This is a genomic window from Niastella sp., from assembly GCF_045805085.1.
Taxonomy (GTDB): domain Bacteria; phylum Bacteroidota; class Bacteroidia; order Chitinophagales; family Chitinophagaceae; genus Niastella.
Window position 1 is genome coordinate 1 of the sequence record NZ_JBJMLX010000038.1, and the last position, 16755, is coordinate 16755.

Consider the following 16755-nt stretch of genomic DNA (forward strand, 5'->3'; position numbering starts at 1 on the left):
ACCTACGATCACCCCCTCAGTCATGGTTTTAATAACCAGTTCACCCTTCGTAATGCGCCGGGTCTGTTCAATATGGCCTGGAACAAAGAGATGCATTGGGATGGCGGCATTACCAATATCGAAGTACAGCCACTGGCGCCCATGACGGCGCCTAATGAAATGGCCGAAACCGTAACCAATGTGATTGGTAAACTGCAGCAGGATGAGGAATATAAAAAAATGTTTACAGCCGCCTTTGGCAATGACAGCATCAATACGCAGCGAATGCTCTATGCCATTACCCAGTTTGTAACTTCCCTGGTATCGGCTAATTCAAAATACGATAAAGTAAAACAGGGCATGGCGGCTTTTTCTTTAACGGAGCAAAACGGGTACACGCTGTTTCAGGCCAAATGTACCGGTTGCCATTCTGAACCCCTGTTCACCGATCATAGCTTTCGCAATGTGGGGTTACCGGTTGATCCGTATATCCGGGATTATGGCAGAATGCGCATCACCAATAACCGGGCAGACTCCCTGAAGTTTAAAGTACCCAGCTTACGCAATGTGGCCGTTACTTTTCCTTATGAACACGATGGCCGCTTTTCTTCTATTACCAGTGTGCTGGACTTTTACAGCAATGATGTTCAAAATGGTCCCACACTCGATCCCTTGCTAAAGAACAAGATCCCGCTTACCAATGCCGAAAAGTTTTACCTGGTTGAATTTCTGAAAACGCTTACTGATTCTACGTTTATAAGCGATACCAGGTTTTCACAACCATAGTAACCCTCCTGCGCCAAGGCTTCGGCGGGTAAATAAAAAAATCCCGACGGTACCGTCGGGACTTACAACTATTTACAAAAAACGCTTCTTCTTTTAACCAATAACTTATTGCTTGCTTAACTTACCCTGGCTTGTATCCTTTTTATTCTGGATGACATTCAACGCTTCTTTCTGACGGGTCAGATCGTCAGTTTGCAATTGTTGATCATTCTTGTTCTGAGCGATCTTATCTTGCAGGTTCTTCAATTTCTTTTCCAGATCGTACTGATCATCTTTCAGATTCAGCAGTTTCTTTTCTGATTTCTTCACCACCTCTTCCTGTAATTTTAGTTGTACTTCAAGATTATAGGTATCGATGTAAGGAGCCATTTTATTCAACAGTTCCTTTGACTCAACTATCTTAAAGTGATCATCGTCGGTGCGGGCGCCTACATTTTCGCCTGGACGGCCAATGAGCAGGTAGATTACAGCGTTTTCATGGTCTTTCGTCATCTTGCGGTCTACCTTGTAATACACATCAACAATTTCAGGTTCATCTTTATCCAGGCGGGTATTGCGATATACATCAAAACTTTTGACGCGATCACTTTTACCCCCTTTTTTCTCCATCCATTCCTGGACGGCGTCTTCCACTACGCGGGCCGTATAAGGTAATTCAATGATAGCGGCTACTTTATCGCCTTTTTGAAATTCAACTTTTGTTTCGCCGGATTGCGAAAATGCAGGAGTGCTTACTGTTATAACGGTTACAAGGACCATTAATGGTAAAGATATCTTCATCGGGATCGGATTTTGAAGCTTAAATATACAATCGGCGGTTAAAGATTGCAATAGTAGCGAAGCAAAAACATATGCACAATCTGGCCCCCTGAAACGCCCCGATTATAATCTGGCTTTCCTGAAGAGGGCCTGATAATCAATGTTTATACGCATAATCGGGGCGCCACCTGTATGCTAATTGTTATTTCTGCCCTATATCCTGTATAATCAGGCCCCCGGGTGCGGCGTTATTATGATTGAACCCTTAATTTTGACCATTAATCTTTAAATAAATTTCATTGAGCGGTATTAAAAAATTAGCCGGGCAAACATTGTGGTATGGGGTCAGTAGTATTTTTGCCCGTTTCCTGAATTACCTGCTTACTCCGTACCTGACTTATAAATTAAGTGGCGCCGGTTTCGGAGAAATGAGCCTGGTATATGCAGCCATTCCCTTTTTAAATACCCTTTTTCTGTTTGGGGTAGAAACGGCTTATTTCAGGTATGTTCAAAAAGAAGACTACAAGAAGGATATCTACGGTACGCTTTCCATTTCTCTGATGGCAAGCACATTCACTTTGTGCGCCCTGTTGATGATCTTCAATGTGCCGTTTGCGCACCTGATCTCTATTCAGGATCATCCGGAATATGTTACCATAAGTGCGCTCATCATAGCATTTGATGCTTTATCGGCCCTGCCTTTTGCCAAACTGAGACATGAAGGCCGTCCCGTAAAGTTTGCCTTTGTACGGGTAAGCGGTATTATCATAAACATAGCCATTATCTATTTCTTTTTATCGGTATGCCCCCGCATTCTTGAAAAAAATGAAAACAGTCCACTGTTATTGCTCTACCACAAAGACTTTGGCGTAGGCTATATCTTACTGGCGAATGCAGTACAGTCGTTTTACCAGCTGATCATATTACGAAAAGAACTGTTCGATTTTGACTGGAAGTTCAATTTGCCCATGTGGAAGGAAGTAATGGTGTATGCATTGCCGCTGGCCATAGCTGGTTTTGCCGGTATGATCAATGAAACCTTCGACCGCATTATGCTGGGTTGGTGGGCGCCGGTACAATCAATACAGGCCGCCCGTTTTGAGGTGGGTACTTATAGCGCCTGTTATAAGCTCTCCATTCTTATTACCCTGTTCATTCAGGCGTTTCGCATGGGAGCCGAACCATTTTTCTTTAAACAATCCCTTTCTGAGGACGCCCCAAAAACATATGCCCGGGTAATGAAATTCTTTGTGATCACCATAACCCTTATGTTCCTGGTGGTGGCGCTGTACCTGGATGTATGGAAAAATTTTATTCAGAACGAAGCCATGTGGAAAGGGCTTACAGTGGTGCCCATTCTGCTATTTGCGAATATGTTCCTGGGTATCTATTACAACCTCAGTATCTGGTATAAATTATCACAAAAAACCTCGGCCGGCGCCTGGATCACGCTGATAGGGGCCATTATTACGTTAGTAATTAATGCCGCCTTTATTCCCCGGTTCAGCTTTTTGGCCTGCGCCTGGGCAACCTTCTTCTGCTATGGCAGCATGATGGTCGTTTCGTACATATGGGGACAAAAAAGATACCCCATCCCCTATGCTACCAAAAAGTTGTGCGCCTATATGGTGATCGTGTACGCTTTATATCTTGTTCACCATACCGTAACCGGCTGGTGGCCCAAAGAATGGATAAGCCTTTCCCTGGCCACGTTGTTTACGGTTGGTTACCTAGTATTTATTTTGCGGGTTGAACGTAAGGAATTCAGCAAATTGCCCTATGTGGGAAAGCTGATCTACAGGTTCATTTAAGAAATGGGTTGTGTTTTTTCTCATACCCGATTGTAGTCTGTGGGCCATGGCCCGGAAAAACCACGGTATCTTCTGGTAAAATAAATAACTGGTTACGAATGCTGGCTATGAGCGTATCAAAATTTCCGCCGGGCAGGTCGGTACGGCCAATGCCCTCCAGGAATAACACATCGCCACCCAAAACAAACTGCTGCGCCTGACAATAAAAAGCAATATGTCCAGGCGAATGACCAGGTGTAAAAAGCACCCGGAATGCATCATTACCCAACGGTATGGTATCTCCTTCGCGTAAAAAGATAAGGTCGCCTTTGTAATTATCGAAAGGCAAGCCCCAGGACAATCCAAATGCCGGACCCTGGTCAAGTACGGGTATTTCTTTTTCGTGGAGGTGAAGGGTTAATCCCCAGGTGTCATGAATGAATTTGTTTCCGAATACGTGGTCCAGATGGCAATGGGTATTTAACAAATATTTAGGCGTCAGGCCGGAAGTTTGTATGTATTCTTTCAACTCATTACGTTCATTGCCGAAATAACAGCCGGGGTCAATAATGCAGCATTCCCCCGTTTCGTTATGCACCACATACGTATTTTCCTGAAGAGGGTTAAATGTAAACGACGTCGCTGTAAGCATATTCGTACCTATTATAATTGATTTTCGCGGTATTATGGATTGTTATAACTTTAAAAACATTTAAAGACAGGCTATGCAATTTCAACAGATTCAGCCAAAGACAAAAGTTATTTCTTCCTTTCCCTTGTTACTTGCCTTGTTGCTGCCAACCGTACTATTCGCCCAGGTGAATACTGTGGAATTTGGAAAGAACCGGGTTCAGTACCGTAAATTTAAATGGCAGTACTATCAAAGCACCAATTTCAATACTTATTTCTACGAAAATGGTCAGCCTATTGCCAATTACGTAGCTCAGGTGGCTGAAACCGAATTGCCCGCTTTGGAACAGTTTGTAGAGTATGGCCTGCAACGCCGCGCCAATATTGTTATATATAATACTTTTGATGAATTACAACAATCCAACATTGGGTTGAACCTCGACTGGCAAACAGCCGGGGGTATTACCAAGCTGGTGAACAACAAAGTGGTGATCTATTACGATGGCGACCATGCCAATTTACGTAAACAAATACGCCAGGGCATTGCCCGCATCCTGGTTGATAATATTCTTTTCGGTGACGACCTGGGGGAGTTTGCCACCAACCAGGCATTGCTCGACCTTCCCAAATGGCTGGTTGACGGGTATGTTGATTATGTAGCCGAAGATTGGAGCCCCGCCTACGATAACGAACTGAAACTGGCCCTGCTTTCGGGCGACTATACGAACTTTTACCAGTTAGCGTACGAAAAACCCCTGCTGGCCGGTCATGCCTTCTGGCAGTACATAGCTGAAAAATATAAAAAAGAGAACGTCACCTACTTTTTATACCTGTCGCGCGTGTACCGCAACCTTAACAGTGCCTCGCAACGCATTTGTAAAAAGAAGTTCAAGGAAGTGCTGAAGGATTTCATGAATGAGCGATCGGAGATGTATGAAAAAGACCTCCGCGGACGGCGCGATATCCCCAAAGGCACCGTGGCCATTGTTGAAGAAGTAACCCACAATAAAGACTTTTTACATTTTACGCAAAACCCCTCCCCCCGCAGCCAGACCTATGCCGTGGTGGAGTTTATAAAAGGGAAGTACCGCGTTGTATTGTGGGAGAATATGACCGAAAGAAAAGTGCTGTTGAACATTGGCGTACGCTCCAATGAAAATGAGGTTAACCCCAACTATCCCCTGTTGGCCTGGGACGGTAAAGGTTCCCGCCTCGCCTGCGTTTACTGGTCTGAAGGCAAGGTACACCTGTTCGTGTACGACATGGTTGCCCACTTTAAACGGATAAAACAGGATATTCCCCATTTTGAACAGATCCAGAGCATGGAATTTATGCTGAACTCCAATACCCTGTTATTTAGCGCTGTTCGCAATGGGCAATCGGATCTATACATTTATAATATTGAAAAGGATACCTACGAGCAGCTTACCAATGATTCTTATGCCGATCTGGATGCCAGCTTTGTAGCATTCCCCAATAAGACCGGGATCATTTTCTCCTCTAACAGGCCCGATGCCACTACCAAAGGAGGCGATACCGCTGTTGCCAGCCAACGATATAATATTTTCCTGGCCGACAACTATAACAAAAGTGAATTCCGCCAAATTACCCAGTTAACGAAGATGAAATACGGGAACGCCCGTTTTCCCATGCAGTACAATACCTATCACTTTACATTTGTAAGTGATGAAACCGGTATCAGCAACCGTTTTGCGGGCTTCTTCAGCACGCAGCGGGCAGGCCTCGATACCGTGGTACTGGTTGGCGACCAGGTGTTGCGTAACCCAGATCAAACGGAGATAGACTCCACCCTGAAAGCCTGGGGCAAAACCGAACCGGATTCAGTATTCACCTTTTCTGTAACAAAAGACTCCGCATACACATTCCCTATAACCAACTACCAAAGCGCCCTGATTGAAACAAAGATCGCCGGGTACAATGGCCAGGTCAGTGAAGTAAGACAACAGGGGAATCTGAAATTCTTATATCGGCTAAAGGTAGATGATGCCTCGCTGAAGAAACGCAATTTGAATGTCAGGCCTACCGAATACCGGCGCAAGACCATTATTGCCGAACAGGCTGCAAGCGGCGCCGCTATTACGTTTAACAAACCAAACCCCACACAGCAACAGCAACCACAAAAGATCAGCGATATTTTTGAGACCGGATTTGAAAAAGAGAAAAAAGACAGCACAAAAAAAGATAGCGTGGGCTGGCAAAACCAGCCGCCACCCTCATCAGTAACGCCACCGACAGTACCGGCTGCACAGGCAGCAGCTGCATCCAAAGAGCCAGAAGAGTCAATTCTGAAAAAGGCCAAGCGGTTCGATTATAAGCTGAAATTTTCAGTAGATAATTTCTCCGGTGGTTTTAATAATGATGTTCTTATTAGCCGTTATCAGCCTTATACGGGCGCCCTGCCAATCATGTTGCAAAGCGGTGGCGCGTTCAATGGTATGCTGAAAGCATCGATATTCGATCTGTTTGAAGACATCCGCTTTACCGGCGCCATGCGACTGCCACTGATCGGCGGTACCGGAACAGGGGCCATGGTAGGCAACAACAATAGCAGCATTTTTGTACCGGTCAATCAATCGTTGTTCGATGGCGGTGGTGAGTGGTACGCCCGGGCTGATTACCTCAAAAAACGCTTCGATTATTCATTTATCTATTATCGCCGTACCGAACTGGGCAACATACAGAACATAGGCGGTACTTCAATAGCTTATGAAGGGAAATCAGTCACCAACCTGTACCAGGGCGTCGTGAAATATCCGTTCGACAGAGTGCGCAGCCTCCGGTTTTCAGGCGGTATCCGTACCGACAAAGTAGTGGTACGCGGTGAGCTGGGTGATACCTTTACCTTAAAAACGCCCGATGTAAACAAACAAACCTATGCGGTATCCCGCCTGGAATATATTCATGATGATGCTATTTTAAAAGCTACCAACATCTATAACGGGTTGCGTTTTAAAATTTACCTGGACATCGATGCACAGATCAGTAAACCCTCAGCTGTTACCACTGTTAAACCAGGACGTTATACCTATAATTTTGGTTTTGATGGCCGCTATTACTATCCCATTTATCGCAACTTCATTTGGGCTGGCCGGGCTTCAGGTGATTTCTCCTGGGGTAGCCAGAAGATCATTTACTATCTGGGTGGTGTAGATGGCTGGATGTTCCCGAAGTATAGCGTGAATCCCAAACCTGCGGACCCCGACTATGCCTTCCAGTCACTGGCAGTTAATATGCGTGGCTTCCCCCAAAACGTGGCCAATGGCAATAACAACATAGTAATAAACAGCGAATTCCGGTTGCCGGTATTTTCTACCCTGTTTAATAAACCGATCAACAATGCCTTCCTGCGCAACTTCCAGGTCCTTCAATTTATTGACCTGGGCAGCGCCTGGAATGGCCAGTATAATAAATTATCGCGCCCGCAAATGGTGTATGGAGATGGCCAGGCGCAGGTACTCATAAAAGCCGGCGGTATTGGACCGTTTGTTGGTGGTTATGGATTTGGCGTGCGCAGTACGCTGCTGGGCTACTTCCTTCGCCTCGATGCCGGTTGGGAAATGAATACCTTCTTCAAAGACAAACCCTACCTGCACTTTGCTATGGGTGTGGATTTTTAATACGGCAAAGGGCAAAGAGAAATAATAAAAAAGCCTCGCGACAAAAATCGCGAGGCTTTTTTATGTGTTTCAGAGATGCTTACAATAAAGACGCTGTGGGAACACAGCGCCGTTTGTGGATAACCAACCGCTATTTTGGAAGGGTATAGCGGCGGGATCAATGAATAGCTTTACTCATTCTTTTTATAGTGAGGTACACCAGCGTCATGAATACCGAGAAACAGGCCACCATGCCCCAGGCATATTTATATTGAATGGGATGGATCGTCATTCTTATCAGGTAAGTTGATAACCCGATGGGGTTGGTTACAATATCCCAGCTATTGAACCGCGGGTAGCGTCCTATGTATATTCCCAATGCATTCAACCACATAATGGGATAAATAAAAAATATTTCACGCATGCCAGGCAAAAACTGCTGCATCATTTTCTCCATTTGCCGTACCGATAAAACACCCAGCAACAAGCCATCCCAGGCAAAAGAAATGATCATCGTGAGATCGAACCAATTGGGCACATTGGGGTGTTCGCCCAAATGAAACAGATCGGTCATTATGTAAAAAGAATTGGGTATGAACAACAGCCAGACAAACGCTACCACTACAAACTTTATGGGATTGGTATACGCAAGGTTGCGCTTTTGCAACCAGCCTGATACCATATACGGCAACCAGGCCAGGAAAAGATTCCAGATCAGCGACAGAAAGGTGAGTTGGCCGGTATAAGTAATACGCGCCAGCACCAATGCAATGCTAAAACCCATTGACAGGGTAAGCATGCGATCCATTTCGTTACTGGTTGTTTTAAACAACATCCAGCGATAAGGCTTACTGAATAGTTTCATTTGCGCCACTTTCATCATTAAAATAATTTAGGTATAAATACAACTGCCCCAACAACCAGGGCCGTTATGGCTGCTACTAATACAGCACCTGCCGCCAGGTCTTTTATAAATTTTATGTCCTTATGCCGTTGATCCGAAACAAAATCCATCACGCGTTCAATACAGGTATTGAACATTTCAGTCACCCAAACAAAACCAATGGCAAATACCAGCGACAGCAATTCAGTTTTGGTAACCCCTACCAGGGTGGCCAAGGTAAACACCGCTATGGTTGCCATAAAATGTAACCAGGCGTTGTGCTCACTTTGAAAAAAAGCAGCAATACCTTCCAATGCAAACCGAAAGCTTCTTACTCTTGCCCGGATAGAAAACTCCTCACGTGACTTCATATAACATTTTTTTTAATCGTGAGAACATCAAAGCTGTTCATATAATTTATATAATGATTTTCGGGTTGTTCTTACCGCAATAAATTGCACAACAATTATGCTCAGCATACAAACGGCCCCATCTTTTGTCATAAAATCCCCAAAACACCCATCATGATAACCAACTGATAACAACCCTGCCCCTATAAAAATCAACAGGTAAAACAGGAAAAGAAAAAATATCAGCCAACCCATTCTTGACTGTTTAGAATAGGGTATCAGGGACGACCATTTTACCAGGGGTGAAATACCTATTAACAATGGCAACGTTATAAAGAATCCAAAAATAAGGGCTAATCCTACAAACAAAATGCCCCAGCCCACTCCCAAACATAGTGCGCACATTGAACCAATAATTATCAACATCGCAATTGTTTTCGCCCATATTTTTACTGCGACAGACAAAGGAGTTACCATAGCTTTAATTAATAGCGGTTATCAATCCTTTTTTTCGAAAATACTTTTTGGTATAGGCATCGGCATAATTCCACGACAACCAGGTTAACTCTTTTTGCTTTTGCACAAATTGTATTTCCCGTTGCTTTAATTCTTCAATAAAACAGGTATCGCAGACCGGTTGCGAATTATGTTTTTGGAGCCTTGCATCGTTCTCGCGTTTTTGTAATGCTACGATGTTTGTATCAAGCAAGGGTAAGGCCTTGTCTGACAGGGAAAGCAGGAACGATACATCCAGGTCAACCGTATTCTTTCTTTTCAGATTATAACCGGCAATAAATTCATCCCAGTGAATAGTAGTAGCCAGCACCAGCACAGCTATACCCGCCCATGCATTCACTCTGAATAAGAAATAGTTTGTTCTACGGCTCCAGATCTTCAGGAATACGGTTATGAGGCCAATCAATACCATTAACAAAAAGAACAGTACGCCAATCCGTTTGTATGCGAGGCCATGTTTAAGTATATAATAATAGTCGCGCAGGAAAACCGAACTTACCAGCATGGCGTTCTGTATGATCCAGGCATAGGCGCCATACTTTAACCACCTGTTCCGTTTGTAGAAATTTAGATTGCCTTTAAAGAAGAACAATAATATTGCCATTGCCAGTACTATGGAAACAATCAGCAGTTCTGTTCCTTCGTGCACCATCTTATATACTGGTAATCCAGGTTTGTATTGAAAATGCAACCATAAAAAATTCACGTCAACGCAGTTCACCAGCAGCAACAACACATTCAATAATACCAGGCTGATAATACCTGTAGTGTTCTCATTCTTCAGGGCCATCATACCGCTGGCCATTTTACCCATGATCATTTCAACGAACTGAAAAAAGCCACCCTTTCTTTTCTGAAGCAGTGATTTCCTGGAACGTTGCAACCCATCGTTCATTCGGGTTTCACGGGTGCTGAAATAATCCAGTTTGCTTTTCAGTAAGATAGAACCGGTGATTAATAGTCCTAATAAAAGAAACAACAAGCGTTGCCAGGAGAAGAAATCGAAAAAGTGACCAAAGAAGACTTCCAGTTGCACCCCTATACGGCCTGCAATGTCGGAAAAAGCGTTATTCGCATCCCGGTAAATTAAAAAGAAGATGATCACCAGAATAAGCGGAAAGATCGCAAACCGGATGAAACGGCTTACGCCTTTACGTTTGGCTGGCTTGCCTTTATTTATCTTAATGGATTCTACAAAGGAGGCAACTACCATTACCAAATTCATCAACATGGAGCCACCGGCAAACCAGGCTGAGCGATGAGTATACTCGGCAAAGCCTGCTATCAGCAGCAGCGTAACCACAAAAGCAATTTTACTCAGGTCGGTATTGTGCACCACTACCATTATTAAACTAACCAGGTGTCCCAGCAGGAGCCAGTTCACCGTGGCCGACTTACGGGCAGTGGGGTACAGGAAAAACAGGGCCGACAGTAAGAACGCATCAAACAGCACAGTATTGATGGCCAGTTTTTCGTTCCAGAAAACCAGGTTAAATAAAACAGCACCTGCTGTTACTAAAATTATTTTTACAAGATCTTTGTTCATAGTGTAGATTATTTATGCAATAGCCGGGAATGGGCTTACTGAGGTTTGATTGTTTTTGTGTTTTACTTTCGATAAAATAGTTTCCAGCAGGGGCAGCATATTATTGAGCCCTTTTGTTTTTATCATGAAATTCCATAAGGGTTCAAACTTCTTCCAGCCACCGGCATAGGCAAAATGTTTGAGCTGATGTTTAAGCGTATCGTGCTGCATACTGGCCCGGCAAATGTTCTTCCAGGAATAGAATGATTGGTATGCATGATCGTAGCCAGCTTTCAGTGCAGAGGCACTTAACCCAACTGTTTTATATACTACCTGGCGCGTATCGTACAGATCCCAGTTACGATGTAACAAACGACCCTGTTGTTCCATTGACTGGTACAAACGAGTACCGGGGTATGGAGTAAGAATATGAAAGGTGCAGGTGGTCAATGCATTTTCCACCGCCCAGTCAACTGTTCTGTCGAATACATCTTTATCATCATCATCCAGCCCAAATACAAAGCTGCCGTTGATCATAATGCCCAGTGAATGGCAACGTTTGATGGCTGCGCGATAATCTTTTCCCAGGTTCTGCTTCTTATTGCTTTGTGCAAGATTAGCATTGCTGAGCGTTTCAAACCCAATGAACACACTTCGTAAACCGGCTTTTGCGGCTTGTTCTATCAGGTTGCCGCGTAAAATGGCATCGATGGTAGAAGCGCCTTGAAATACCCGGTTCATCCCTTTCATGCCTTCGAATAAAGCACTGGAAAATTTGTGATTGCCTAATAAATGGTCATCCAAAAAATAAAGGTGTTTACCTGACAGGCGGTCTATTTCTGCAAGAGCAGCATCAACCCGTTGGGTATAGAAGGATTTACCGCCTTCGAAAAAAGCATCTTTATAACAGAAATCACAATGGTGCGGACAACCTCTCGATACCACGATTGAATTTGGCACCAGGTAATGACTGCGTTTTATAAGGTCACGGCGTATAGGTGGAATATCTGCAATAGTGCGCTTGCTATTCACATATACCTTGCGCGGTGTTTTATTGCGAAAATCTTTCAGGAACTCCGGGAAGGTATCTTCACCCGGACCAATAAAAATACTGTCGGCATGCGGTGTTGCTTCATCGGGCAGGGAAGAAACATGCAACCCTCCCAGGCAAACATACGCACCCCGCTGGCGGTAATGATCGGCCAGTTTGTAGGCCCGGAAAGCATTGGTGATATACACCTGTATTATTACCAGGTCGGGCGAATCGTTGATCTGCAATTCCTCAACATGTTCATCCTGCAGATCAATTTCATCATCGGATGAGCAATAAGCCGCCAGTGTAGCTAGCCCCAGTGGCGGAAACAGGGAGTACTTAATCGGGCGCCAGTAAGGGCTTTTGGCCTCTGTAAGCGCCGGCAGGATCATTTTGATTTTCATGCTATACTTTTAAGCGGTTCTAAAATCGCCGCCCAATTGTACCAGGCGTTTGTAAAATGTCATCAGGCTTATAATCCCTGATACTATGGTAATACACATCAATACCAACCCCATTACTATTCCTCGTACATATACCAACTTCCAGAAAAGCACAGACGCAATTACGGTAAGCACTATACTGGTTATAAAAACCGTATTGAATAACCGGGCGCCCTTTTTATTATTCGCAGTATACGTGATGATGATAATAAGAATGGTTATCATAATCGGGAAGGAAAAAATGGCGCCGTAAAAAATACCACATTCCAGCAGGTTGCCCGCAGTATCAAAATTGATTGCCACCAGGTAAATGGTACCTAAAATGGTGTTTAGTATTACAGCCCAAAACCAGATAGCGATCGCTAATAACAGTTGTTTTAAAAATGCGTACTTCATAAAATTAAAAGTGCTTTGTATTTCAAAGTGAAAGGATAAAAAAAATTTACTTCATGCCTTTGATCATATTTTCCAATGCCTCAATATGGTCTTTGAATGCTTTTTCACCTGCCCGGGTAATAGAATAGGTTGTATTGGTTTTGCGGCCAATAAATCCCTTATGTACTTTAATGTATCCATTTTCTTCCAGGTTTACCATGTGCGATGCCAGATTGCCATCGGTTACATCGAGCATTTGTTTAAGGTCATTAAAACTCACCTCCTCATTCACAACGAGGATACTCATGACCCCCATGCGAATGCGGCTATCAAAAATTTTATTAAGATTTTCAATCGGGTTCTTCATGCTGTAAATTATTGTCCAGGCTGACGTTCATACTTCCACCACATAATAGCTCCATACACAATATGCAGTATGCCAAAACCTGCGGCCCAAAAATACAAACCCCAACCTCCTGTCCACAAATTAATAATACCCAATATTAGTTGTCCATACCCCAAATACCGGATCTCGCCGAGGGTATATTTCGACGCGTTCACCAATGCGAGCCCGTAAAAGATCAAACAAACGGGCGCCACCATTCCATAGAATCCTGATTCCAGCAAACGTAATATAACAAACCCGCCTACCATCATAGGCAAAACGGTGTTCCAGGCCAGGCGCTGCACGGTACGGTCCCACATGGAGGTGCCATTACGGCGGCTACGCGCCCGGGTGAACAAAAAGGATGATATAAAGGCTGCCAGGAATGTTATACCGGCAATCAATAACAGGTCGCGGTACAGATCATAACCGCTGCCGCTTAAGGTGTAAGTTTCACCGCGGTAATAACTTTCAGAAGTATAGTCACTCCGCAACCCCAGCAAATAGCTGTTAATACGCAGCTGTGCGACCACAGCTCCCACCAGGGCGCATACGCCGGCGCTGATCCCGCTCCATCCACTCAGGGATATGAAGCGCGACGACCGTTCCATCATTCGTTTAATGTCCTGCAGGGTTTCCAGCGGGGGATGTTGGCTATCCATAAAAAGCACTTTGTAAAACAAAGTAAGTGCGTGTTTTTTAGATTTCCAAACTTTTTAAAAATAAAAGCAGTTTTTTAGCTTTAAGTTGAAAGTTCAAAGCTTCGGATATAAAGCCCGAATTCAGGGTTATTAGATTTGATAGTTATTGAGTTTTTTAGTTCTTTAGTTTTTAGTTCTTTGGTTCTTGGTTGCTGGCCATCGGCTCAGTAGCGAGCAGCTACTGTCATCTGATCTGAAGGAGAATCGCTGGGTGGTGTATTGCTTATGGCTTATAGCTTGCAGCTTGAGGCTGTATGCATTTGCTTTCAGCTTCACTTTTTAGCTTTCAGCTGTCTTGCCTTGCCCGCCGTCCGCGTGTCGCTGAAGCTTTAGCGGAGGCGCAAGCTTTAGCGTAGGAGGGCCTTTTGCCCTCTGCCCTTTGCCTCCTCCCTACTGCCGATTGCCTGTTCACCATTACTCACTGCCTTTCCTTTTACCTCATATACTAACAACTGTATGTATCATATACAGTGTTGCCACAACATTATTAATGGTATTTTCACGATAATTATGCAATCTTCTACCATGTATTCACCGAAATAATTCGGGTTTTACCGATGTGATAGCCCTTTTTATCTTTTTTAACAATATGCTTTTCTGTCTGTTATTGTATTTTTGGCGGTGAAATCAAACCGACCTTATAAGAATGCCTATTAGACCGCTTAAAATCCTGTTGCTGATTCTGTTGACCCAAAGCACAATAGCCCAAACCAGGATACTGAAAGGAATTGTAAAAGATGCTCATAGCGACGAACGTATCCCTTTTGCCTCTATGCAGTTCCAGAAACAAAAGACCGGCAAACTCAGCGATTCGGCAGGATCATTCATCTTTCATTTTAACGAATGGCCTTCTGACACCCTCATCATTTCTTATGTAGGCTATCAGGATTTTAAACTACCATTCGATAGCTTTTTATTGTCCCGTGCTAAAAACAATGTTTTAGACATCAGCGTCCTGATGGAACGTGGCAATTTTGCTGCAGTGGTGGTTAAAAAGAAAATTGATCGGGGCCTGCTGATGTGGAAACGTATTGTGAAACACAAACCGCAGAACGACCGTTACCGCTTTCACAATTTCTCCTATGAACTGTATAACAAACTGGAAGTAGACCTCAAGAACATCAAAAGAGAAAAATGGGAGAACCTGCCCTTCATCAGGAAGTTTAATTTTGTGCTGAATAACATCGATACCACAGAGGAAGGGGTTCCCTATTTACCGGTGTATATTACAGAAGCCATTTCTGATTACTACTTCCAAAAGACGCCCCTGCGCCGCCGTGAAGTGTTTAGAGGCACCAAAACCATGGGGGTGAACAATGAAAGTGTTTCGAAATTATTGGGCGGTATTGACCAAAACGTAAACTTTTACGCCAACTTCATACCCGTATTCGACAAACAGTTTGTAAGTCCCATCAGCGATAACGGCGATGCGTTCTATAATTACAAAGTGCTGGACTCGCAATTTGTAAACGGCCGTCGGCTTATTCACTTTTTCTTTATTCCCAAACACAAAGGACAAAACACATTTGAAGGTGATTGCTGGGTACATGATACCACCTTTGCCGTTCAAAAAATGAACCTTCGCCTGGGTAAAGATGCTAACCTGAACTACGTAAACCGGCTTAGTTTGATCCAGGAATTCAGTATGCTCAACGACAGCACCTGGTTCCTTACCAGAGATAAATTTGTGGTTGATCTTTCCCTGCTTTCCGGTGAAAAAGAAAAAGTGTTATCGGCCATTGGCAGAAAAACCACCACCTATAAAAACATTGTTGTTAATGATACGTCGGTAACCCATGAGCTGGCCAAAAACAAGCTCATTGAAGAAACCATTTTTCCGCCTCAGGCCAACAATGCGCCCGATTCTTTTTGGGTACAAAACCGCCACGAAGAGTTAAGCCCTACTGAAAAGAAATTATACCAAACCATCGATACACTGTTAAAACTGCCGGCCTTTCAACGGGCAGTAAAAACAGTGAACTTTCTGGCAACGGGTTACCTTGATATTGGCAAATTTGAGATTGGACCCTGGTACAACTGGCTCTACGCAAACACCCTGGAGGGCACGCGCTTCCGCTTTGACCTTGGTACCAATGAAAAAATGTTCAAGAAATTGTATTTACACGGGTACCTGGCCTATGGAACAAAAGACCAGCAATTTAAGTACGAAGGGGATTTCCTGTACTTGTTCAAGAAGAATCCCCGGACATACATTGCGGCCAAGTATTCAAAAGACCTCGATTACGGGCAGAACTATTTAGATGAAGTAAGCCAGGATAACATTTTTGCATTAACCATCAGAAAGAATGGTGTTCCTATTAAGTTCATGAAGACCGAATTAATGCAGATGGATCTGTTCAAGGAATGGCATTCCGGTTTATCGGTTACCCTTACCGGTTCACGCAGGTTATACAATCCTTTGTTGAACCTGCCCGAAAAAGAGATCTTCATTGATGGCAATGGCGCCACAGAACCCTTAAATACCTTTGAAACTTCAGTACAGCTTCGTTGGGCATACCTGGAAAAGTTTCTGGATGGAGATTTTTACCGGTACAGCCTGGGCAGTCCCTATCCTATTTTATCTTTTAAATATACACGTGGTATTAAGGGCGTATGGAACAGCCATTTTGACTACAGTAAAATAAGCGGTAGTGTTTCTGACTATTTGAAAATATCGCCCTATGGCAATTTATATTATAATGTATTTGCGGGTAAAACCTTCGGCACCCTGCCCTTTATGTTGTTGGATGTAGCGCCCGGTAATGAAATATATTACTATAACAAGTATGCCTATAGCTTAATGAACCGCTGGCAATACCTGCATGATAAATATGCCGGGTTTAATTTTGAGCATAATATCGGGTCGGGCATATTCCGGTTTACACACCTTACGCGCCGGTTAAAATTCCGTCAGTTTTATACTGTGAAAGGTTTGTGGGGCAGCCTGAGTGAACAAAACAGGGCATTGAACATGCCTGCCGGC

The 16755-nt window shown here is 43.8% G+C and carries 13 protein-coding genes; 4 read left to right on the forward strand and 9 right to left on the reverse strand.

What is annotated here, in order from left to right:
• A partial coding sequence (locus tag ACJ751_RS01715) for a cytochrome-c peroxidase (protein ID WP_407743648.1) occupies positions 1 to 765 on the forward strand: 765 nt, incomplete at its 5' end.
• A 105-nt stretch (positions 766 to 870) separates the two neighbouring features.
• Here the strand turns inward: ACJ751_RS01715 and ACJ751_RS01720 are convergent.
• Positions 871 to 1545, reverse strand: a complete 675-nt coding sequence (locus ACJ751_RS01720; RefSeq protein ID WP_407743649.1) for a hypothetical protein — start codon at positions 1543 to 1545, stop codon at positions 871 to 873.
• Between the two features lie 278 nt (positions 1546 to 1823).
• On the opposite strand from ACJ751_RS01720, the gene ACJ751_RS01725 reads away from it, so the two are divergent.
• Positions 1824 to 3335 carry an oligosaccharide flippase family protein gene (locus tag ACJ751_RS01725; RefSeq protein ID WP_407743650.1) on the forward strand — a complete coding sequence of 504 codons (1512 nt, stop codon included), beginning with the start codon at positions 1824 to 1826 and terminating at the stop codon, positions 3333 to 3335.
• On the opposite strand, the gene ACJ751_RS01730 is transcribed toward ACJ751_RS01725, so the two are convergent.
• On the reverse strand, positions 3328 to 3966 hold the full coding sequence (locus ACJ751_RS01730; protein ID WP_407743651.1) for an MBL fold metallo-hydrolase: 639 nt from the start codon (positions 3964 to 3966) through the stop codon (positions 3328 to 3330). The two genes, ACJ751_RS01725 and ACJ751_RS01730, sit on opposite strands and share 8 nt — an antisense overlap.
• Positions 3967 to 4039: 73 nt before the next feature.
• On the opposite strand from ACJ751_RS01730, the gene ACJ751_RS01735 reads away from it, so the two are divergent.
• Positions 4040 to 7582: a hypothetical protein gene (locus ACJ751_RS01735; protein WP_407743652.1), complete on the forward strand. Its 3543-nt coding sequence runs from the start codon at positions 4040 to 4042 to the stop codon at positions 7580 to 7582.
• Between the two features lie 157 nt (positions 7583 to 7739).
• Here ACJ751_RS01735 and ACJ751_RS01740 read toward each other — a convergent pair whose 3' ends face one another.
• The 7 genes from ACJ751_RS01740 to ACJ751_RS01770 all read right to left on the reverse strand — a co-directional run bounded on the left by ACJ751_RS01740 (position 7740) and on the right by ACJ751_RS01770 (position 13733).
• Entirely contained in the window at positions 7740 to 8444 is a 705-nt protein-coding gene (locus ACJ751_RS01740) for a DUF1361 domain-containing protein (protein ID WP_407743653.1), read from the reverse strand.
• Positions 8444 to 8815, reverse strand: coding sequence for a diacylglycerol kinase (locus ACJ751_RS01745; protein ID WP_407743654.1), 372 nt, complete (start codon positions 8813 to 8815; stop codon positions 8444 to 8446). The genes ACJ751_RS01740 and ACJ751_RS01745 overlap by 1 nt, the downstream gene beginning before the upstream one ends.
• A gap of 460 nt (positions 8816 to 9275) precedes the next feature.
• Entirely contained in the window at positions 9276 to 10856 is a 1581-nt protein-coding gene (locus tag ACJ751_RS01750; protein WP_407743655.1) for a DUF4173 domain-containing protein, read from the reverse strand.
• 12 nt (positions 10857 to 10868) lie between these two features.
• The gene (locus tag ACJ751_RS01755) at positions 10869 to 12272 is read right to left on the reverse strand and encodes a B12-binding domain-containing radical SAM protein (protein ID WP_407743656.1); all 1404 of its coding nucleotides are present in this window, start codon (positions 12270 to 12272) and stop codon (positions 10869 to 10871) included.
• A 9-nt stretch (positions 12273 to 12281) separates the two neighbouring features.
• Entirely contained in the window at positions 12282 to 12707 is a 426-nt protein-coding gene (locus ACJ751_RS01760) for a hypothetical protein (protein WP_407743657.1), read from the reverse strand.
• Between the two features lie 46 nt (positions 12708 to 12753).
• Positions 12754 to 13053 carry a transcriptional regulator gene (locus ACJ751_RS01765; RefSeq protein WP_081146725.1) on the reverse strand — a complete coding sequence of 100 codons (300 nt, stop codon included), beginning with the start codon at positions 13051 to 13053 and terminating at the stop codon, positions 12754 to 12756.
• Between the two features lie 8 nt (positions 13054 to 13061).
• Entirely contained in the window at positions 13062 to 13733 is a 672-nt protein-coding gene (locus ACJ751_RS01770) for a hypothetical protein (protein ID WP_407743658.1), read from the reverse strand.
• 685 nt (positions 13734 to 14418) lie between these two features.
• Here ACJ751_RS01770 and ACJ751_RS01775 point away from each other — a divergent pair.
• Positions 14419 to 16755 (forward strand): DUF5686 family protein (locus ACJ751_RS01775; protein WP_407743659.1); only part of this gene is annotated, 2337 nt, incomplete at its 3' end.

Excerpts from the sequence above, each read along its gene's own strand:
- ACJ751_RS01720 (WP_407743649.1), bottom strand. The coding sequence starts at position 1,545 with ATGAAGATATCTTTACCATTAATGGTCCTTGTAACCGTTATAACAGTA.
- ACJ751_RS01730 (WP_407743651.1), bottom strand. The coding sequence starts at position 3,966 with ATGCTTACAGCGACGTCGTTTACATTTAACCCTCTTCAGGAAAATACG.
- ACJ751_RS01735 (WP_407743652.1), top strand. The coding sequence starts at position 4,040 with ATGCAATTTCAACAGATTCAGCCAAAGACAAAAGTTATTTCTTCCTTT.
- ACJ751_RS01740 (WP_407743653.1), bottom strand. The coding sequence starts at position 8,444 with ATGATGAAAGTGGCGCAAATGAAACTATTCAGTAAGCCTTATCGCTGG.
- ACJ751_RS01745 (WP_407743654.1), bottom strand. The coding sequence starts at position 8,815 with ATGAAGTCACGTGAGGAGTTTTCTATCCGGGCAAGAGTAAGAAGCTTT.
- ACJ751_RS01750 (WP_407743655.1), bottom strand. The coding sequence starts at position 10,856 with ATGAACAAAGATCTTGTAAAAATAATTTTAGTAACAGCAGGTGCTGTT.
- ACJ751_RS01755 (WP_407743656.1), bottom strand. The coding sequence starts at position 12,272 with ATGAAAATCAAAATGATCCTGCCGGCGCTTACAGAGGCCAAAAGCCCT.
- ACJ751_RS01760 (WP_407743657.1), bottom strand. The coding sequence starts at position 12,707 with ATGAAGTACGCATTTTTAAAACAACTGTTATTAGCGATCGCTATCTGG.
- ACJ751_RS01765 (WP_081146725.1), bottom strand. The coding sequence starts at position 13,053 with ATGAAGAACCCGATTGAAAATCTTAATAAAATTTTTGATAGCCGCATT.
- ACJ751_RS01770 (WP_407743658.1), bottom strand. The coding sequence starts at position 13,733 with ATGGATAGCCAACATCCCCCGCTGGAAACCCTGCAGGACATTAAACGA.